The organism is Komagataeibacter xylinus (assembly GCF_004302915.1).
Classification (GTDB): Bacteria; Pseudomonadota; Alphaproteobacteria; order Acetobacterales; family Acetobacteraceae; genus Komagataeibacter; species Komagataeibacter xylinus_C.
This window is the reverse complement of record NZ_QQBI01000018.1, coordinates 27784-48247: the sequence shown is the minus strand read 5'-3', so window position 1 is coordinate 48247 and position 20464 is coordinate 27784. Positions and strand designations below refer to the sequence as shown.

The following is a 20464-nucleotide window of genomic DNA, read 5'->3' as shown; positions in this document are numbered from 1 at the left end:
GACTGCCGGGGCGGTAGGCAAGGCGTGCGGTCTTTGCTTGGGTATGGGCAAGTTCGCATCAGCCGGGAGCCGTGCCGCGCAGAGCGATGTTTTGCAGCGCCCCGTCCCGCCACCGTGGGGTCAGGCACGAAAATGTCAGTATGCGCGGCAAGCAGACCTGATCCTGATGAATGATGGCGGCATCCCGGCAAGGGTGCGGCTAGGGTAGCGATACAAATCGGACCGGCTGCCGTTTCAGGCCGGATCCGGAAATAGCGCGGCCACAAAGGCCGCCAGCGAGGAGATGTCTTCAATATGGCGGGCGTAGATATTCTTTCGACCGCATTCAGCGGCGCCAATACGGCCTATCTGGCCGAGTTGTATGCGCGCTGGGTGGCCGATCCCAACAGCGTCGATCCTTCCTTTGCCTCCCTGTTCCAGGAGCTGCATGAGGAAGGCTCCGAAATCGTTCATGATGCGGAAGGGGCCTCCTGGGCGCCGCGCCCGCATATCATCACCGGCGATGAACCGGCCCCCCTGCCGGATGGCAAGGCGGCGGGCGTTACGGCGGAGAGCCTGAAGGCGGCAGCCGATGACAGCCTGCGCGCGACCCAGCTCATCCGCGCCTTCCGCGTGCGCGGCCACCTCGAGGCGCGGCTCGACCCGCTCGGCCTGCAGGTGCCCAAGCCCCATGCGGACCTTGACCCCGCCACCTATGGCTTCGGCCCCAAGGATTGTGACCGCCCGATCTATCTTGGCCACATCGTCGCCAGCCTGATCGGCTCGGACACCGCCACCATCAACCAGGTGCTCGATGCCCTGCGCGCGGTCTATTGCGGGCCGATCGGCGCGGAGTTCATGCACATCCAGGACCCCGAGCAGCGCATGTGGGTGCAGGCCCGGCTTGAGGGCGACAACTGGCGCAAGGGTGCGACACCCGAGCAGAAAAAGGTCATCCTGCAGCAGCTGACCGAGGCGGAGGGCTTCGAGTCCTTCTGCCAGAAGCGCTATGTCGGCACCAAGCGCTTCGGCCTCGAGGGCGAGGACGTGACCATTCCCGCGCTGCACGCCATCATCGACCAGGCGGCCTCGGGCGGCGTGCGCTCGGTGGCCATCGGCATGCCGCATCGCGGGCGGCTGAACACGCTCGTCAACATCGTGCGCAAGCCCTACACCGCCATCTTCAGCGAGTTCGCGGGCGTATCCTTCAAGCCCGACGACGTGCAGGGCTCGGGCGATGTGAAATACCATCTCGGCACCTCCACCGATGTCGAGATTGGCGGCACCCCCGTTCATATCTCGCTCCAGCCCAACCCCTCGCATCTCGAGGCGGTCGACCCGGTCGTGATCGGCAAGGTGCGCGCAACACAGGATGATGACGACCCCCACCAGCGTGGCCGCCACATGGGCGTGCTGCTGCATGGCGACGCGGCATTCGCGGGCCAGGGCATCGTGTATGAAACGCTGGCCATGTCGCAGCTGATCGGCTACCGCACCGGCGGCACGATCCATGTCGTGGTCAACAACCAGATCGGGTTCACCACCGTTTCGGTCCATTCTTTCTCGGGCCTGTACTGCACGGACGTGGCCAAGGCGGTGCAGGCGCCGATCCTGCACGTCAATGGCGACGAGCCGGAGGCGGTGATCTACTGTTCGCGCCTTGCCGCCGAGTTCCGGCAGAAGTTCGCATCCGACGTGGTGCTCGACATCGTGGGTTACCGCCGCCACGGCCATAACGAGTCCGATGAGCCGTCATTTACGCAGCCCACCATGTACAAGGCCATCGCGGCGCGCCCGACCATCCGCACGCTCTATTCCGACCGCCTGGTGCGTGAAGGCGTGGTGACCGAGGCCGAGGTCACCGCCGAGTGGGATGGCTTCCACAACAGGCTCGAGCAGGCCTATCAGGCCGCCCAGGGCTACAAGCCCAACAAGGCCGACTGGCTGGAAGGCGCGTGGAAGGGCCTCAAGCCGCCGCCGGTCGACACCACCCTGCCCGCGCCCGAAACCGGTGTCGCCATCGACCGGCTGAAGGAAGTCGGTGCATCGCTGGCCCATGTGCCTGATGACTTCAACGCCAACCCCAAGATCATCCGCCAGCTCAAGGCCAAGGCGAAGATGTTCGAGACCGGCGGCGGCATCGACTGGGCCACGGGCGAGGCGCTGGGCTTCGGCACGCTGCTGCTCGACAAGCACCATGTCCGCCTGTCGGGCGAGGACTGCCAGCGCGGCACCTTCAGCCAGCGCCACGCGGTGCTGATCGACCAGGTGAACCAGAACACCTACGTGCCGCTCAACAACATCGCCAAGGATCAGGCCGCGATCGAGATCTACAACTCGCTGCTGTCCGAATTCGGCGTGCTGGGCTTTGAATACGGCTACTCGCTGGCCGACCCCAACGCGCTGGTGCTGTGGGAGGCGCAGTTCGGTGACTTCGCCAACGGCGCGCAGGTCATTATCGACCAGTTCATCGCCTCGGGCGAGACCAAGTGGCTGCGCATGTCGGGCCTCGTGATGCTGCTGCCCCACGGTTATGAGGGGCAGGGGCCCGAGCATTCCTCCGCCCGCCTCGAGCGCTACCTGCAGCTCTGCGCCGAGAACAACATGCGGGTGTGCAACATCACCACGCCGGCCAACTACTTCCATGCGCTGCGCCGGCAGCTGTTCCTCGACTACCGCAAGCCGCTCATCATCATGACGCCCAAGTCCCTGCTGCGCCACAAGCTGGCGGTGTCGGACCTCAAGGATTTCGGTCCGGGCACGCGCTTCCTGCCGGTGATTGGCGAGATCGACCCGATTGCAGCGCCTGACAAGGTGGACCGCGTGGTGATCTGCTCGGGCAAGGTCTATTATGACCTGCTGGCCGAGCGCCGCGAGCGCAAGCTCGACAATGTCGCGATCCTGCGCCTCGAGCAGTTCTATCCCTTCCCGGCCAAGATGCTGGGTGAGGAACTGGCCCGCTACAGGCAGGCCAAGGTGATCTGGTGCCAGGAAGAACCCGAGAACATGGGCGGCTGGACCTTTGTCGATCGCCTGATCGAGGGCGTGCTGGGCGATATTGGCCACAAGAGCACGCGCCCGACCTTTGTGGGGCGGGTTGCGGCAGCAAGCCCGGCCACGGGCCTGGCCAAGGTGCACGTGGCCGAGCAGGCGGCGCTGGTGAACAAGGCGCTGGGCGTCAGCGCCTGACACTGGCTGGGTAGAACACACAAAACATGGGGGCGGCCTTCGGGCTGCATCCCCGGATAACGAATGGGGCCGCCCCGCAGCCCGCTTGGGGCAGGGGTGGCCAAGGGATTGGGAAACAGGAAATGTCCGCCGAGATCAAGGTACCGACACTGGGTGAAAGCGTAACCACGGCAACCATCGCCAAGTGGCTCAAGCAGCCGGGTGACGCCGTGAACGAGGATGACCCGTTGGTGGAACTCGAAACCGACAAGGTCAGCGTGGAAGTGCCCGCCCCGCAGGCTGGCGTGCTTGGCCCGCTGCTGGTGCCCGAGGGCGCTGAAGTGGAAGTGGGCACCGTGCTCTCCACCATCGAGGCCGGGAGTGGTGCGGCCCCCAAGGCTGCCGCTGCCCCCGCGCCCAAGAAGGAAGCCGCACCTGCTGGCGTGCAGGCCCAGCCTGCAACGCCCGGCCCGGTGGCCCGTCCGGCCACCCCGCCATCCGATGTGGCAGCGCAGGGTGCGGCCAACGTGGCTTTCCCCGCCGCGCGCAAGGCCATGGCCGAGCAGGGTGTAACGCCAGCACAGGTTGGCACCGGCACGGGCAAGGACGGGCGCATCACCAAGGGTGATGTGCAGAGCTTCCTCGCACAGCCGCGCGCGGCAACCCCCGCTGCCGCCCCGCGCCCGCCGCGCCAGGACGACCCGCGTGAAGAGCGCGTGAAGATGACGCGCCTGCGCCGCACCATCGCCCGCCGCCTCAAGGATGCGCAGAACACCGCCGCCCTGCTGACCACCTTCAACGAGGTGGACATGTCGGCGGTGATGCAGATGCGCGCCGAATACAAGGACCTGTTCATCAAGAAGCATAACGGCGTGAAGCTGGGCTTCATGTCCATCTTCAGCCGTGCGGTCGTTGCGGCGTTGCAGGAATTCCCGGCCATCAACGCCGAGATCGACGGCGATGACGTGATCTACCGCGAGTTCGTCAACCTCGGCATTGCCGTGGGTGGCCCCAACGGGCTGGTCGTGCCCGTGATCCGCGATGCCGACAAGATGGGCTTTGCCCAGATCGAAAGCGCGATTGCAGGCTTTGGCAAGAAGGCGCGCGAAGGCACGCTCAAGATTGATGAACTGTCAGGCGGCACGTTCTCGATCACCAATGGCGGCATCTATGGCTCGCTCATGTCCACGCCCATCATCAACGCGCCGCAGTCGGCCATCCTTGGCATGCATGCCATCCAGGAGCGCCCGGTGGCGGTGAACGGGCAGGTGGTGATCCGCCCGATGATGTATATCGCGCTGACCTACGACCACCGGATCGTGGATGGCAAGGAGGCGGTCAGCTTCCTTGTGCGCGTCAAGCAGAACGTGGAAGATCCGCGCCGTCTGCTGCTGCAGGTCTGATGCCTGCCGGGGCCGCGCCTGTGTCGCGGCCCCTACGCGCAACCGCATAGCAAGCAGGACTGACAAGACATGACAATCGATATCAAGGTGCCCACGCTGGGCGAGAGCGTGACCACGGCCACGGTCGCCAAATGGCTCAGGCAGCCCGGTGATGCGGTCAATGCCGATGACCCGATCGCCGAACTGGAAACCGACAAGGTCAGCGTGGAAGTGCCTGCCCCGCAGGCGGGCGTGCTGGGCGCGCATGCCGTCAATGAAGGCGACGAGGTCGAGGTCGGCACCGTGCTGACCACCCTTACGCCGGGCGCTGGCGGCGCCAAGGCGGCTCCGGCTGCTGCCGCAAAGCCTGCGCAGGCTGCCACACCCACCCCGGCTGCCGCTCCCAAGCCCGCGGTCGAGGCGCCATCCGAGACGGATTACGACGTGATCGTGATCGGCGCAGGGCCCGGCGGGTATGTGTGCGCCATCCGCGCAGCCCAGCTTGGCTTCAAGGTCGCGTGCGTGGAAAAGCGCGCCACCCTTGGCGGCACCTGCCTCAATGTGGGCTGTATCCCGTCCAAGGCGCTGTTGCAGCAGTCCGAGAACTTCCATGCCGCCAAGGATGAATACGGCGAGATGGGCATCATCATCGACAGCGTGAAGCTGGATCTGGCGAAGATGATGGCGCGCAAGCAGTCCGTAGTCGATGCGAACGTGAAGGGCGTGGAATTCCTGTTCAAGAAGAACAAGGTCACCTGGCTCAAGGGCACCGGCAAGGTTGAAGGCACGGGCCGCATCACGGTTGATGGCAAGCCGGTTACGGCCAAGCACATCGTCATTGCCAGCGGCAGCGACAGTGCGGGCCTGCCGGGCGTGGATGTGGATGAAAAGCAGATCGTCACCTCCACCGGCGCGCTTGAGCTTTCCGCCGTTCCCAAAAGGATGGTGGTGATTGGCGGCGGCGTGATCGGCCTTGAGCTGGGCAGCGTGTGGCACCGCCTTGGCGCGGATGTGACTGTGATCGAATATCTCGACCGTCTGGTTCCGGGTACCGATAACGAGGTGGCCAAGACCTTCCAGCGCATCCTGACCAAGCAGGGCCTGAAGATGAAGCTGGGCCACAAGGTGACCAAGGCGGAAAAAGGCCCCAAGGGCGTGACCCTGACCGTGGAGCCTGCCAAGGGTGGTGCGGCTGAAACGCTGGAAGCCGACGTGGTGCTGCTGGCCATTGGCCGCACGGCGGCGAGCAAGGGCTTCGGGCTGGAAGAGGCGGGCATCGCACTCGACAAGCGCGGCCGCATCGTGACCGACGCGCATTACGCCACCAGCGTGCCCGGCATCTATGCCATTGGCGATGTGATTGCAGGCCCCATGCTGGCCCACAAGGCCGAGGAAGAAGGCGTTGCCATAGCCGAGCTGCTGGCAGGCCAGGCAGGCCATGTGAATTACGGCGCGATCCCCGCCGTGGTCTATACGTGGCCGGAAGTGGCTACCGTGGGCAAGACCGAGGAAACCCTGAAGGAAGAGGGCGTTGCCTACAAGGTTGGCAAATTCCCCTTCACCGCCAATGGCCGTGCGCGCGCCATCGGCATGACCGACGGGTTCGTGAAGGTTCTGGCCGATGCCACCACCGATCAGGTGCTTGGCGTGCACATCATCGGCCCGATGGCGGGCGAACTGATTGCCGAGTGCACCATGGCGATCGAGTTTGGCGCCTCGTCGGAAGATATTGCCCGCACCTGCCACGCCCACCCCACGCTGAGCGAGGCGGTGAAGGAAGCGGCACTCGATGTGGACAAGCGCGCCATCCATATCTGACCTGCCACCGCAACAAAAACCCACCCGGCAACCTTGTTGCCGGGTGGGTTTTTTTATGAATGCCAAAAAGAAGTTTCTGGGTGCCGCCTTTTTTCAAAAAGACGGCGTTCTATCGAAGCTTTTTGAAAAAAGCTTCACCAAAAACGTCCTTATGATTTCTGGATGTTTTCCGGGCTGACTTTTCAAACAGCCTCTAAAAAACGGCAGGGCAGGGGATATGCCTCAGGCCGTTTTCGTCTTCGCTGGGTTCCAAGCATCACGCTGGGTGATGCGGATCAGTTCCGTGGCGGAAACCGCGCGTGAGATGAAGAAGCCCTGCACGTAATCCACGCCCAGCGCGCGCACGGTGTCGAATTCCTCCTGCGTTTCCACGCCTTCCACCGTGACCGCCAGGTTATAGCCATGGCCGAGCTTGATGAGGGCGGCGAGCAGGTTGCGGGCTTCCGCGTCGGTGGCGATGTCGCGCACGAGGCAGCGGTCAAGCTTGAGCGACTGCAGCGGCAGTTCGCGCAGGGTGGACAGGCGCACCGTGCCGTAGCCGAAATTGTCCATCGCCAGGCCAAACCCGTCTTCCGCCAGGGCGCGCAGGCGCAGGCGGCTTTTCTCCGCCCGCCGCCCCTGCAGCATCTGCTCGGTCACTTCCAGCATGAAGGTGGAGGGCTCGAGGTTGAGCTCACGGATCTCGCTGAACAGGTCGATCTGCTGCTCAAGGTTGAGCAGGTCCAGATGCGACAGGTTGACCGCCAGCCGCAGGCTTGGCAGGCCTGCTTCCTTCCATTTCTGGATATCGTCATGGAAGGACTGCACGAGGTGCGTCTCCATGATCTGGGCCAGGGCCGAGTCGGCAAAGACATCGGTAAACGCCCCGGCGGAAAGCAGGCCCCGGTCAGGGTGGTGCCAGCGCATCAGCGCCTCCGCCTGCTCTATGCGGCCCGTGCGCGCGTTGAGTATGGGCTGGTAGTACACCTCGAACTGCCTGAGTTCCACGCCCTTGCGGGCCTCGGTCAGGATCTTGGCCCGTTCCATCGTGGTCTTGTGCAGGCTGGGCGTGAACATGCGCGCCTGCTTGCCGCCTGACTGCTTGGCGGCATAGACCGCCACATCGGCGTTTTTCTGCAGGCCCTCAAGCGTGTCCGCCGCCGTGATCGGCGTGGCCCCGATGCTGCCGGATATGCGCACCGTGGCACTTTCCAGCATGATCGGCTCTTCAAGCAGGTTCTGCACCTTGGTCAGGATGGTTTCGAGCGGCATGAGCTTGAGGCTGTGGCGCAGGATGATGGCGAACTCATCGCCCCCCAGCCGGCTGATCGCATCATCAGGGCCGATCAGCTCGATCAGGCGCCGCCCGATCACCTTGAGCACCTCATCGCCCGCATGGTGGCCATGGATGTCATTGACCGGCTTGAACCCGTCGAGGTCGAACATGACCAGCGCCTGCGGCTCGGGGTGCGGGCGCTTGGCGTTCTCGAGTGCGGTGACAAGGCTGGCATTGAAGCCGCCACGGTTGAGCAGCCCGGTCAGCACATCGGTCGCGGCCTGTTTCTTGAGCCGGACCTTGGTGTTCATCAGTTCCGTGATTTCAAACCGGCTCGCCACGAAACCGGTAATCTCGCCCTTGGCATTGCGGTGCGGCATGATGGTGGTGGCCACCCAGTAGTGGCTGCCATCCTTCGCACGGTTGCACAAATTGCCGTACCAGGTGCGGCCTGCGAACAGGGTCTGGTACATCTCGCGGAAGAAGGCCTTCCCATGCTCGCCCGAGTTCAGGATGCGATGGGTATGGCCCAGCAGTTCCTCGCGGGAATACTGGCTGATCTCGCAGAATTTATCATTGACGTAGGTAATGATGCCCTTGCGGTCCGTGACCGCGACAATAAGGACATTATCCACCACGTCCGCCCAGAAGTCGGCATCTTCATGTGTAAGGGCGCGGAGCCTGTTATCATGCGGTGCGGACATTTTGTTACCTCGGATGCGGATCGGAAAACCTGAATTGACCGGTTGGTAATTTAGGATGATTTCTTTTTAGGCGAAACATTTTTGGCAGCCGGCGTGGCGGGCAGCATCTGGCGGATCGTCTTGTGGTGGCGCATCCACTTCTCGAAGTCGTCAGGTGCGAGGAGCGGCTTGGCGAACAGGTAGCCCTGCATCACGTCGCAATTGAGTTGTTCCAGCAGGTCGCGCTGCTGCTCGGTCTCGACGCCTTCGGTCACCACCGTCATGCCCAGCCGCGAGCCGATGCCGATCACCGCCATGGTCACGGCCTGGGCGTTGGTATCATGCTCGAAATCGTTGATGAAGCTGCGGTCGATCTTGATCTCGGTCAGCGGCAGGCGGGTCAGGCGCGAGAGCGAGGAGTAGCCGGTGCCGAAATCATCCATCGACAGGCCGCAGCCGATGTTGCGGATCGACTGAAGCACTTCCTCGGTGTCGCGGCTGTTATCCATCATCACGCTCTCGGTAATTTCCACCGTCAGGCGCGAAGGCTTGAGGTTATGGTTCTTGAGCAGGGCCGCGATATGCTCGGGCAGCGCACGGTTGCGGAAATGCACGGCGGACAGGTTCACGGCCACGGTGGGCACATGGATGCCGTCACGGTCCCACTTCACGATCTGGCGGCAGGCCTCGAGCAGCGACCAGCGGCCGATGGCCTCGATCTGGCCGGTCTCCTCCGCCACGGCGATGAAGCGCGAGGGGAAGATGTTGCCAAGATGCGGGTGGTGCCAGCGCGACAGCGCCTCCACACCGCTGAGTTCAAGCGTATGGGTGCGCACCTGCGGCTGGTAGTGCAGGTTGAGCATGCCCTTGGCCAGCGAATCACGCAGCGCCGAGCCCAGCACCAGCCGGTCCTGCGCCACCTGGTTCTTTTCCAGGTTGGCGAAGCGGAAGATGCCGCGCCCGTCTTCCTTCGCCTGGCGCAGCGCCACATCGGCGGTGCTGAGCAGGGATTCGCTGTCCGGCCCGTTATCGGGGTAGGTGCTGATGCCGATCGAGCATGAGATGGTCAGCGTGTTCTGGCCGATCTGCATGGGCAGGGTCATGGTGGCGAGCAGGTGCTTGGCAAAGGCCGTGGCTTCCTTGTGCGGGCAGTTGGGCACCACCACCACGAATTCATCGCCGCCGGAGCGGCTGAGCACGTAATCCTCCTTGGCGATGGAGCGGATGCGCCCTGCGATCTCAACCAGGAACTGGTCGGCATAGACATGGCCAAGCGCATCGTTGATATCGCGGAAACGGTCGATATCGAGCATGAAGATGGCGAACTGTCGGTTGCCATCCTGCTTGCTGATCATGCCCTCGATCACCTTGTGCACCGAGGAGCGGTTGAGCAGCCCGGTCAGGCTGTCAAAATTGGCAAGGTGGGAGATATGCTCCTGCGTGGCGTTCTGCTCAAAGGCCAGCGCGCAGAAGGGAATGCACGAATCAACAATGCGCTGCGGCCACGTGTTGCGGCCCTGGTCTTCACGCGCATAGAGCGCGAAAATGCCCTTGACCTGTCCCGAGCGCGTGCTGACGGGCGTGCAGAAGCACTGCTGCAGCCCCAGCGAGATGCCGAGCGAGCGGTAGCTGTCCCATACCATGCGGGTGGCATGCATGGGGTCGACGCGCAGCTTCTCGAGTTCGGATGACGAGACATACAGGCTCTCGAGCGAGGCGCGGTAGCGCTTGGGCAGGGTGGGGCTGGACAGGACGCGCAGCTGCCCGTCTGGCGTAATGAGCATGAGCACGGCCACCGTGCCGGGCACGAAGCTTTCCACCCGGCGGCACAGAAGGTCGGCCACGTCCTGGATCATCATGTCGCTGGCAAGCGCCTGCAACACGTCGTTCTGCAGGATCAGGATCTTGCGCTGCTGGCTTTCGGTGGTGACATTCTTCATCACGCCCATGAAGAAGATGCGCCCGTCATCGGTCACGACCTTGGACAGCGAAAGCTCGCCGCAGATATATTCCCCATCCGAGCGGGTGAACTCCACCTCGCGCGAGGTGCCGACAATGCGGTTGTGTTCGCTGCCCCGGCTGCGCTCGACAAAGGCGTCATGCCCGGCCTGATGCAGTGTGGGCACCAGCACGTTCACGTTCCTGCCCAGCACGTCCTTCTTGTCGAGGCCCCACAGGTTCGACGCCGCCTGATTGAAGAAGATGACCTCGTTCCTGTCATCAATAATCACGGTTGCGTCTATGGCCTGCTCCAGTGCCGAAATCAGGACTTCAGCGCTCAGGTTAGGCTTTGACATTGAATTACCTCGCAAAAGGGACAAGGGGCAACGACCGGCAGGCGGTTGCAGCAGGGGTATAAGGCGGCCTGAAATGCCCGCGCGGGCCGCACCATCGCCCGGGCGGGGACGATGCATGGCGGCCGCAGGAATATCATAGGATGGTGATGAGCATATTATATATTATTCAAGATAATCATTATACCACATTGATATGAATTAAGGCCGTCTTTAATAATTTCCGTATGAAACTGAAAGGTCCATATAGCATTCACGGCGCGGTTGATCCATCGCATCGCGCACGCAAAATTGCCCTATTCCACGCATGTCAGCTTTTCGGGCCGCAGTTCCCGCCTTCGCAGCCTGAACAGCCGCCACATCCGCCCTTGCGGCGCGGGCGGCTCCTGGCCTGCGCGTGGCGTATCAGCGCCTCGGGCGCATGGAGGCGGCCCAGCATCCCGGCCGTGGCCTGCCAGCCCTTCTGCCCCAGCCGGGGGAACAGCCGCCCCAGCCAGTAGGCGGCACACGCCATGACCAGCATTGCCGCCACCAGTACCTGCAGCCATTGCGGCACGTGCATCAGAGCATCCGCGCGATGTGATAGGTCAGGAAGGCCGCCGCGTAGGCCAGGCCGAACAGGTAGCCCGCCGTCAGCGCCACCACGCGCCATGAGCCGGTCTCGCGCCGGATGACCGCAAGCGTCGCCACGCATTGCGGCGCATAGACGTACCATGCCAGCAGCGAAAGTGCTGTGGGCAGGCTCCAGTGCGTGGGCAGCATGCCGCCAAGCTGGAGGGCCGCCTGGTCGGTATCGGTTCCCGAGCCGAGCGAATAGACCGTGGCCAGCGCGCCCACCGCCACCTCACGCGCGGCAAGGCCGGGAATGAGGGCGACACAGATCTGCCAGTTGAAGCCCAGCGGCGCGAAGACGGGCAGCATGATGTGCCCGATGCGCCCGGCGAGGCTCCAGTCGATGGCGGGGCCCACGGCGCCCGCGGGCGGCTTGGGAAAGCTGGACAGCCCCCACAGCAGCACCGTCAGCGAGACGATGGTGGTGCCCACGCGCATGAGGAAGATGCGCGCGCGCTCCCACAGCCCCAGCGCCAGGTCGCGCGGGTTGGGCAGGCGGTAGGCGGGCAGTTCCATCAGCAGGGTGGCTTCGCGCTGGTCGGGGTTGCGCCAGCGCATGACGCGCGCCACCACCAGCGCCGAGATGATGCCCAGCGCGTACAGCCCGAACAGCACCAGCCCCTGCAGGTTCATGAAGCCCGCCACGTTGCGGTGCGGAATGAACGCCCCGATCAGCAGCGTATAGATTGGCAGCCGGGCCGAGCAGGTCATGAGCGGGGCGACGAGAATGGTCACCAGCCGGTCGCGCGGGTTCTGGATGGTGCGGGTGGCCATGATGCCCGGCACCGCGCAGGCAAAGCTGGACAGCAGCGGAATGAACGAGCGCCCGCTCAGACCCGCAACCGACATCAGCCGGTCGAGCAGGAAGGCGGCGCGCGGCAGGTAGCCTGACTCCTCAAGGGCAAGGATCCACGCGAACAGGATCAGGATCTGCGGCAGGAACGTCACCACGCTGCCAGCACCTGCGATCACGCCATCCACGATCAGGCTGCGCAGAACGCCATCGGGCATAATGCGGCCCACCTGCTCGCCCAGCAGCCCCATGCCCGCGTCGATGCCATCCATGAGCGGCTGCGCCCAGGCGAACACCGCCTGGAACATGAGGAACAGCAGCACGAGCAGGATCACCGGCCCCCACACCGGGTGCAGCACCCAGCGGTCGAGCCGCTCCTCCATCCGGTCCGACAGGGGGGTGGCGTGGGTTACGCAGTCCGCCAGGATCTGGCGCACCATGGCGTGCAGGTCGGTGCCCGGCGCCAGGGGCGTGGGCACGGGTGGCGGCACGCCATCGAGCCGGGCCAGCAGGTCGCGCGCGCCATTGCGCTTTATGCCCACCGTGGGCACGACGGGCATGCCCAGCTCCGCCTGCAGGCGCGGCAGGTCGATCTCCATGCCGCTGCGCTGGGCTGCGTCGATCATGTTCAGCGCCAGCACCACGGGGCGGCCAAGGCTGCGCATTTCCAGCACGAAGCGCAGGTGCAGGCGCAGGTTGGTGGCATCGGCCACGCACACCAGCAGGTCGGGCGCCGCCTCGCCGCGATAGGTGCCTGCGCAGACATCACGCGTCACTGCCTCGTCAGGGCTGGTGGCGTTGAGGCTGTAGGCGCCGGGCAGGTCGAGCAGCCGCACGCTGCGGCCCGCGGGTGTTGTGAACCAGCCTTCCTTGCGCTCCACGGTGGCGCCGGCGTAATTGGCCACTTTCTGCCTGCTGCCGGTCAGCAGGTTGAACAGGGCGGTCTTGCCGCAGTTCGGGTTGCCGACCAGGGCTATGTTGAGCGGGGTCATGCCGCCGCTTTCGCCACATGCACGCACACGCGCTGCGCCTCGGTGCGGCGCAGGGCAAAGCGGGTGAAGCCGATGCGCACGGCCAGCGGGTCGCCGCCCAGCGGTGCGGTCGCCACGATGCGCACGGCCTCGCCCGGCACGAAGCCCAGCTCGCGCAGGCGCTGGGCCACCGGGTCGGGGCTGCCGTTATCATCAACGCTGTCGATCACGGCGTCGGTTCCGCGTGGCAGGTCATTCAGTCGCATAAGACAGGGACAATCCGGATGGTAAAAGTAAGTAATAATTATTATTAAATACTGCCGGGAATATTGTCCATCACGTTTGCCCCGATGCCTGCGTTATCGCTGGTACCGATATGTTGGCAGTGCAGGGGTTGGGTGGGGTGCTGCGATGCGTGCATGCCGCGTCAGGGCTGGCACGCCTGCCATGCCGCCTCGAATTCCGCCGCGGTTATGTCACGGGCTTCAAACTGGGGGTCCGCATTGATCCCTTCAAGCGGGGGGATGGCAATATCGGCGAGGTGGGTATTACCGGTCGAGAATGTTTCTGTCGCCACGCCGCACTGGCCATTTTCATACAGTTCGATTTTTCTCAGTTCGGTTCTTGCGCCATCAAACTCGCAATAAATGAGATTTGGTTGCTCGGAGCCAAAGTCGTGTTTCCATAAACACTTGAGATAAAACAATTTAAATATCCAACATGAAAAAGTTTCTGATGCCGCCTTTTTCAAAAAGGTTCGGAACAGATTGCCTCGCGTTCAGGCTGCATTTCCAAGCGTGGACAGCACATGGAAGAACGTGCCCGAAACATGCCCCCGCCGTGCCCCGCCGGTGCCCCGGTCCGCGCCATAGCCATCGGTCATGTCAGCCAGTGGCGCATCGAGGCCGGGGTCGGTGACCGTGGCATAGTGGAATTCATGCCCGCGCAGCACGGCGCCCGCAGGGCCTATGGCGCAGCCTTCGCGCAAGGTGGCGCTGCGGTAGCCAAGGTTCATGCGGCGTGTGGCAAAGGACGTGGCATGGCCGAGCAGGCCGGTCATGCGGTGGGTCTCGCCCGCCTTGTCGGTCAGGCTCTCGCCCAGCACCATGAAGCCCCCGCATTCCCCATGCACGGGCCGGGTGCGGGCGAAACGGGCCAGTGACGTGCGGAAATGGCTGGCTGCGGCAAGGCGGCCCGCATGCAGCTCAGGGTAGCCGCCGGGCAGCCAGCAGGCATCGCAGTCTTCGCCCGGACCTTCATCGGCAAGGGGCGAGAACGGGTGCAGTTCCGCCCCCGCCTGCCGCCAGCCTGCAATGATGTGGGCATACAGGAACGAGAACGCCGCATCATCCGCCACCGCAATGCGCTGCCCCGGGGGCGGCAGGGCGCACGGGCTGCTGGCGGGCGCGGGCAGGCGGGGGGCTGCCGCGCAGGCCAGGATGGCGTCAAGGTCAAGGTCGCGTTCGGCCTGCGTGGCCAACCGTTCGGCCAGGGCGTCGAGCCCGCCATGCTCGCGGGCCTGCACCAGCCCCAGATGGCGCTCGGGCAGTTCAAGCTGCGCCTCGCGCCCGAAGGCGCCCAGCACCGGCAGGCCGATGGCTTGCATGGCCTGTGTTGCCATGGCGGCATGGCGGGGCGAGCCCACGCGGTTGAGGATCACGCCCGCAATCTTTACCGCCGGGTCCAGCGTGGCAAAGCCCAGAGCAGTGGCGGCGGCGGACTGGCCCTGGCCTGAAATGTCGAGCACCAGCAGCACGGGCAGGCCGTAGCGGGCCGCGATGTCGGCTGGTGCCCCGCGTGCGCCCGCAGGTTCCATCAACCCGTCGAACAGGCCCATCGAGGCCTCGGTTACCAGCACGTCACAGCCTGCCTGCGCCTGTGCCATTACGCCATCGAGCAGGTGCGGGGGCATGGCCCAGCTATCAAGGTTGAGGCTGGTGCGCCCGGTCAGGGCTTCATGGAAGGCGGGGTCGATGTAATCCGGCCCGGTCTTGGCGCCGCGCACGGCAACGCCCCTGCGGCGCAGGGCGGCCAGCAGGGCAAGTGTGAGCGTGGTCTTGCCCCCGCCCGAGCGGGGGGCGGCGATCATCAGCCCTCGTGTCATCATGTCCGTTCCTGCTAAAGCGTGGCGAGCGATGCCACCCTTACCCCTGTTGGACGAGAAGGTCATCCCGATGGAGCGTACCCATACCATCCTGCGCCGGGGGTGGACGACCGGCAGTTGCGCCACTGCCGCAGCAAAGGCCGCGTGGGCAGCCTTGCGCGGGCAGGGCTTTCCCGACCCGGTCACCATCACGCTGCCCGGCGGGCAGGAGGTGGCCTTTGCGCTGGCCGCCCATGGTCATGGTCCTGGCAGCGCCTGGGCGGAGGTGGTGAAGGATGCGGGCGACGACCCTGATGTCACCCACGGTGCGCATGTGCGCGCGGATGTGCGCCGTGGCCCGCCGGGCAGCGGCGTGGTGTTCCGCGCGGGGCCGGGCGTGGGTACCGTGACCCTGCCCGGCCTGCCCATACCGCCCGGCGAGCCTGCCATAAACCCCGTGCCCCGGCGCATGATCCGCACTGCCCTGACCGGCGCGGACGGGCGCGTGCCCGATGCGGAGGTGACCATCTCGATTGAGGGTGGTGCGGAAATGGCGCGGCATACGCTTAATGGCCGGCTGGGCATTGTGGGTGGCCTGTCCGTTCTGGGCACGACGGGGATCGTGGTGCCGTTTTCCTGCGCTGCGTGGATCGACAGCATCCATCGTGGCGTGGACGTGGCGCGCGCGCTGGGCCTGCCGCATGTGGCGGGCTGCACGGGCGATGTGTCGGAACGCGCCACCCGCGCGCTGTACGCCCTGCCGGAGGAAGCCATGCTGGAGATGGGCGATTTTGCCGGTGGCCTGCTCAAATACCTGCGCCGCCATCCCGTGCCGCGCATCACCATTGGTGGTGGCGTGGCCAAGATGACCAAGCTGGCGCAGGGGTTCCTTGACCTGCATTCCCGCCGGGGGCAGGCGGACATGACCCGCCTGGCGGAACTGGCGCGCGGCATTGGCGCGCCCGATGCGCTGGCGGCGGCCATTGCGCAGGCCCATTCGGTTGCCTCCGCCTTCGCGCAGGCCGCCGGGGCGGGCCACCCGCTTGGCGCGGCAGTCGCACGAGGAGCCTGGCAGACGGCGTGTGACGTGTTGGCAGGCACGCCATGCATGCTGGATGTGCTGCTGTTCGACCGTGCGGGCACGCTGGTGGCCCGGCATGGCCCGCACCCGGTTGCTGGCGGATGAAGCATGAAGGCTGCCGGGTGCCGCCCTGTTTTTTAAAAAGGTGGCGTTTTCCGAAGGCCCGCATGGCGCGGCCGTGAAGGGCCTTCAGGCGGGCTGCGGGTTATGGGTGCTGGCTGGCGCCATCAATGGAGACCCCGGCAGGCCCGGCATTACTGGCCCATCGCCACGCCATCACGATGCGGGTCGCCCCAGCCCTGCAGGCCGTCCGGTCCGACCGTAATGGCCTGAACCGCCGCATTCATGACCGCAATCTTGGGTTTATGGCCCATCTTGCGCAGCTCTGGCTCCAGTGCCGCGGCCTTGGTGCCGCGTTCAAGCTCCTGGTTGTGGTTCTGTGCCCCGATGCGGGGCTGCTCGATGGCGGTGCGGATGTTCTGCCCCCAGGCCAGGTAGCCCACCAGCGTCTGCACCACCGAATCAATGATGCGGGCCCCGCCGCCCGCGCCAATAATGACCTCTGGCTGGCCGTCCTTGCCGAATACGATGGTGGGGGCCATGGTGGTGATCGGGCGCTTGCCCGGTGCCGCTATATTGGCCACGGGCTGGCCATTCACCACCGGCAGGGTGGCGAAATTGGTGATGGCGTTATTGAGCACCACGCCATCAACAACAATATCCGCCCCGAAATTCAGGTTGATGGTGGTGGTGAAGGACACCGCATTGCCCTTGCTGTCACGTATGGCGAGATGCGTGGTGGCCGGGACCGTCATCGCATCGGAAGCAGGATGCATGAAGGCATGCTGCGCCAGCGCGCCGGGCGTGACCTTCTCCATCGCGGTGCTGTCGGAAACAAGGGCGGCCCGGCTGTCCAGATAGGCAGAATCAAGCAGCTGGGCTGTTGCCACCGGCACGAAATCGGGGTCAGCCGCGTATTTGCGGCGGTCGGCTTCCGCCAGCCGCGAGGCCTCGAGCAGCAGGTGCGCCGCCTGCACGCTGCCGGGCGCGTAACGGCCAATATCCAGCCGGTCCAGAATGGCCAGCTGCTGCAGCACCGACAGGCCACCGGCCACCGGCGGCGCTGCCGAACAGATCCGGCGTTTAAACGCGGTGATGCATAGCGGTGCGCGTTCGCGCACCCGGTAGGCGGCAAGGTCCGCGGGCACGATCGTGCCGGGATAGGGCCCGGTGGCGACGGCTGTTTCGATCTTGCGGGCGAAGGCGGGTTTATAGAGATACTCCGCGCCTTCATGCGCGACATGCTCGAGTGTCTGCGCCAGGGGTTCGTTATGCACCGTGGTGGCCAGGGGCAGGGGGTGCCCCGTCTCATCAAAATACTGCGCCAGTGCCGGAACATGCGCCAGTTCGGGCCGTTCGGTCAGCACAAGGTGCAGGTAGCCGGGCAGGGGAAAGCCGTTGCGGGCCAGCCTGATGGCATCGGTGAACAGGCTCGCCCACGGCATCTTGCCAGAACGCGCATGCAGCAGCGCCAGCGTGCGCAGCGTGCCCGGAACCGCCACCACGCGGCCGCTGCGCGCCAGCGCCTCGGGCGGGAGGTGCTTTCCGGCCGCGTCATGCGCGTAATCCTGCGGCACGCTGGCCGGGGCGCTGGCCAGGCCATCATAAAAGGCAAGTTTCTTCTGTGCCTTGTCCCAGTACATGATGGCGGAACCGCCGCCGAGCCCCGAGGCCTGCGGCTCGACCACGGCCAGGACCATCTGCCCCGCAATGGCGGCATCGACCGCGTTGCCGCCCTGCGCCAGCACGTTTGAGGCCGCCTGCGATGCCAGCGGGTTGGCCGTTGCCACCATGAAGTGGCGCGCCGTGGTGGCGCTGTCCGTCTCCTGTGCCTGGCCCATCGTCGCTGAGCCAAAAATCAGCATGAGCGTGCCCACCGCGCCCGCGGCGAGGCGCTTCTTGCGTGAACGGAAGGAAGGAAGCGGGTTGGGGGCAGATGCTTGCATATTGGAATCAGCAACTTTCATACTCTGAACCAAAATATCGTCGCTTTACCGATACGAACTTCACGTAGGCTGATAAATGCGCTTACGATCAGAAGATTATCAAATCGTGGTTTATAATGAATGTTTTCCAGGCTATCACCATCTTCGTCGCAGTCGTTGAAACCGGCAGCATGACAGCTGCGGCCGACCGGTGCGGCATTTCCTCCACAATGGTGGGGAATTACGTGCGCGTGCTGGAAGAGGAACTGGGCAGCACCCTGCTGCGGCGCACCACCCGACGGCAGAGCCTGACCCCGTTTGGCGCCCTTTATTTTGAAAAATGCAAGGAGATCCTGCGCCTTGTGGATGAAACGAAGGAACTGGCGCAGGCCGCGCAGGACAGCCCGGCGGGCACGCTGCGCATAACAACCCCCATTACCTATGGCATTGAAAGTGTAACGCCGTGCATTGCCCGCTACCTGGCGCGGCACCCGGCGGTGGATATCGAGGTGGTGCTGAGCGCGCGCGCCATGGACCTGACACGCGACAAATTCGACGTGGCCATCAGGCTGGGCAACCTGGAGCCTTCATCGCTGATCTGCCGCAGGCTGGGGGATTATCGCATGACCCTGTGCGCCGCACCCGCCTATGTCGCCTGCCACGAGGAGATCGTGGACCCTCACCAGCTTGCCACGCATGACGGGCTGGCCTTCGCCTATTCCACCACATCCCCGCAGGCATGGGGCCAGCGCGAATGGCGGCTCGAGGGCGCGGAGGGGCAGGTGATCGTGCCCATGAAGCGCCGGATGCTGTTCAACAACACGCAGGCCATGCACCGCGCCACGCTCGCGGGGCTGGGCGTGGCCATGCTGCCCGAGGACATGGTCCAGGCCGACCTGCATAATGGCCAGCTCCAGGCGCTGCTGCCTGAATATGCGCTGCCTTCGCGGCCCATCTACCTGCTGTACCACAAGGAGCGGTACAATGCCCCCACGCTGCGTTCGTTCATTGACTTCCTGATCCGCAATCTTGGCACCTCCACGTCCTGAAATGGCTGCTTGTGCCCCTGATCGCAGGCTGCTCACCTGTGCATGCGTCATTGGAAGCGTGATCGAATATTACGATTTCGTCATATACGCCTATTTTTCGGGTTCCATCGCCCAGACATTCTTTCCGGCCGGGCTGGCCTTTTCCCCGCTGGCGCTGGTGCTGGCCACCTTTGGCCTGACCATGATCGGCCGCCCGCTCGGGGCGGTGGTTCTGGGCACCTATGCCGACCGCAGGGGGCGGCTGCCGACCATGATCCTGTGCATCCGGCTCATGACGCTGGGCAGCCTCCTGCTGGCCCTGACCCCGGGTTATGACACGATTGGCGTGCTGGCGCCTGCCGCCATCATTGGCGCGCGGCTTCTGCACGGCTTCTCCCTCGGGGGGGAGTTCAGCAGCGCCACGTCCTGCCTGATCGAGAATTCGCCCCATCATGAAGCCCGCGCGGCAAGCTGGCAGCCCATCGGGCAGATCCTTGCCTCTTTCCTTGCCGCCGCGATGGCGCTGGCCCTCAGCGTGGTCCTGCCGCCGCCTGCGTTTGACGGCTATGGCTTCCGCATCGCGACCCTGGGGGGTGTCTGTGCGGGAATAGGCGGGCTGGTGCTGCGCAGGCGGCTGTTCTCCCTGCGCTCCCTTGCGCCGCCGGCCATGGCGCTCCCGTTTGTCGAACCCGGCACGCTCATCCGCACCATGCTGGTCGCGGGCATGATTTCCCTTGGCAGCGGGATCACCTATCTCGGGATCTACATGCCGTACTACGCGCGGCACCATTTCCATATCGCGACCCATACGGTCTATCTGGCGAGTCTTGTCACGTATGCGGTGCAACTGCTGTTGACGCCCGTGCGGTGGAAGCTCGCCGCCTATTTCGACCGCACCCATGACATACGCCCCCTTGCGCTGGGCTGCGTCATCATGATGATCCTGCCATGGCTGGCCTTTGCGGTCCTGCACCGTCATTCATACGCATTGCTGGCGATGCCGCTGGTTTTCAATATGGCGGCCCTGATGTATTTTGCGGCCCTTGATGGGTTCATCAGCCTGCTGTTTCCGCGCGGGAACCGGGGGCGGGGCCTGGCGATCGGGTATTCATCCGGCGTGGTGGTGTTCGGCAGCCTTGCACCACTGGTCAATGCCGCCCTGATTGCGCATACGGGCCTGGAGAGCATTCCCATGCTCTATGTCGCGGGGCTGGCCATGCTGGCGCTGGCTTCGCTGTTGTTGTCGGCGCGTCTTTTCAGGCGGGGCGCGACGGCATGAGGGCGGGACTATCAACGACAGGTTGATAATTTCCCCATTCAGGTGTTCTTTAT

General features: G+C 64.6%; 15 protein-coding genes. 7 read left to right on the top strand and 8 right to left on the bottom strand.

The window, feature by feature from the left end; all coding sequences use genetic code 11:
• Positions 1–294 precede the first annotated feature (294 nt).
• The 4 genes from DV027_RS11035 to DV027_RS11020 all read left to right on the top strand — a co-directional run bounded on the left by DV027_RS11035 (position 295) and on the right by DV027_RS11020 (position 6525).
• Positions 295–3168, top strand: a complete 2874-nt coding sequence (locus DV027_RS11035) for a 2-oxoglutarate dehydrogenase E1 component (RefSeq protein ID WP_130731853.1) — start codon at positions 295–297, stop codon at positions 3166–3168.
• A gap of 122 nt (positions 3169–3290) precedes the next feature.
• On the top strand, positions 3291–4550 hold the full coding sequence (gene odhB / locus DV027_RS11030; RefSeq protein WP_130731852.1) for a 2-oxoglutarate dehydrogenase complex dihydrolipoyllysine-residue succinyltransferase: 1260 nt from the start codon (positions 3291–3293) through the stop codon (positions 4548–4550).
• A 69-nt stretch (positions 4551–4619) separates the two neighbouring features.
• Positions 4620–6347: a dihydrolipoyl dehydrogenase gene (gene lpdA, locus DV027_RS11025; protein ID WP_130731851.1), complete on the top strand. Its 1728-nt coding sequence runs from the start codon at positions 4620–4622 to the stop codon at positions 6345–6347.
• Positions 6319–6525 carry a hypothetical protein gene (locus DV027_RS11020; protein ID WP_130731850.1) on the top strand — a complete coding sequence of 69 codons (207 nt, stop codon included), beginning with the start codon at positions 6319–6321 and terminating at the stop codon, positions 6523–6525. The genes lpdA and DV027_RS11020 overlap by 29 nt, the downstream gene beginning before the upstream one ends.
• A gap of 44 nt (positions 6526–6569) precedes the next feature.
• Here the strand turns inward: DV027_RS11020 and DV027_RS11015 are convergent, their stop codons facing one another.
• From DV027_RS11015 to DV027_RS10990, 7 genes are all read right to left on the bottom strand, one after another.
• A complete protein-coding gene (locus tag DV027_RS11015) occupies positions 6570–8306 on the bottom strand; it encodes a putative bifunctional diguanylate cyclase/phosphodiesterase (protein ID WP_130731849.1) in 1737 nt (578 codons plus the stop codon).
• Between the two features lie 50 nt (positions 8307–8356).
• Positions 8357–10582, bottom strand: coding sequence for an EAL domain-containing protein (locus DV027_RS11010; protein WP_130731848.1), 2226 nt, complete (start codon positions 10580–10582; stop codon positions 8357–8359).
• A gap of 307 nt (positions 10583–10889) precedes the next feature.
• Complete coding sequence (locus DV027_RS11005; protein ID WP_130731847.1) at positions 10890–11141, bottom strand: DUF6587 family protein; 252 nt, start codon at positions 11139–11141, stop codon at positions 10890–10892.
• Positions 11141–12976, bottom strand: a complete 1836-nt coding sequence (gene feoB / locus DV027_RS11000; protein ID WP_130731846.1) for a ferrous iron transport protein B — start codon at positions 12974–12976, stop codon at positions 11141–11143. Before feoB ends, DV027_RS11005 begins: the two co-directional genes overlap by 1 nt.
• The gene (locus DV027_RS10995; protein ID WP_130731845.1) at positions 12973–13221 is read right to left on the bottom strand and encodes a FeoA family protein; all 249 of its coding nucleotides are present in this window, start codon (positions 13219–13221) and stop codon (positions 12973–12975) included. Before DV027_RS10995 ends, feoB begins: the two co-directional genes overlap by 4 nt.
• Positions 13222–13382: 161 nt before the next feature.
• Entirely contained in the window at positions 13383–13661 is a 279-nt protein-coding gene (locus tag DV027_RS18120; protein ID WP_342633713.1) for a DUF6881 domain-containing protein, read from the bottom strand.
• A gap of 72 nt (positions 13662–13733) precedes the next feature.
• Positions 13734–15062: a cobyrinic acid a,c-diamide synthase CobB gene (locus DV027_RS10990; protein ID WP_242621854.1), complete on the bottom strand. Its 1329-nt coding sequence runs from the start codon at positions 15060–15062 to the stop codon at positions 13734–13736.
• 67 nt (positions 15063–15129) lie between these two features.
• Here DV027_RS10990 and DV027_RS10985 point away from each other — a divergent pair, with 67 nt between their 5' ends.
• A complete protein-coding gene (locus DV027_RS10985) occupies positions 15130–16224 on the top strand; it encodes a cobalt-precorrin-5B (C(1))-methyltransferase (RefSeq protein ID WP_130731866.1) in 1095 nt (364 codons plus the stop codon).
• Between the two features lie 149 nt (positions 16225–16373).
• On the opposite strand, the gene ggt is transcribed toward DV027_RS10985, so the two are convergent.
• Positions 16374–18125, bottom strand: coding sequence for a gamma-glutamyltransferase (ggt, locus tag DV027_RS10980; protein WP_130731844.1), 1752 nt, complete (start codon positions 18123–18125; stop codon positions 16374–16376).
• Between the two features lie 116 nt (positions 18126–18241).
• On the opposite strand from ggt, the gene DV027_RS10975 reads away from it, so the two are divergent.
• Together DV027_RS10975 and DV027_RS10970 are read left to right on the top strand one after the other, a co-directional pair.
• Complete coding sequence (locus DV027_RS10975) at positions 18242–19153, top strand: LysR family transcriptional regulator (RefSeq protein ID WP_130731843.1); 912 nt, start codon at positions 18242–18244, stop codon at positions 19151–19153.
• Between the two features lies 1 nt (position 19154).
• A complete protein-coding gene (locus DV027_RS10970) occupies positions 19155–20411 on the top strand; it encodes an MFS transporter (RefSeq protein WP_130731842.1) in 1257 nt (418 codons plus the stop codon).
• Positions 20412–20464: the final 53 nt, after the last annotated feature.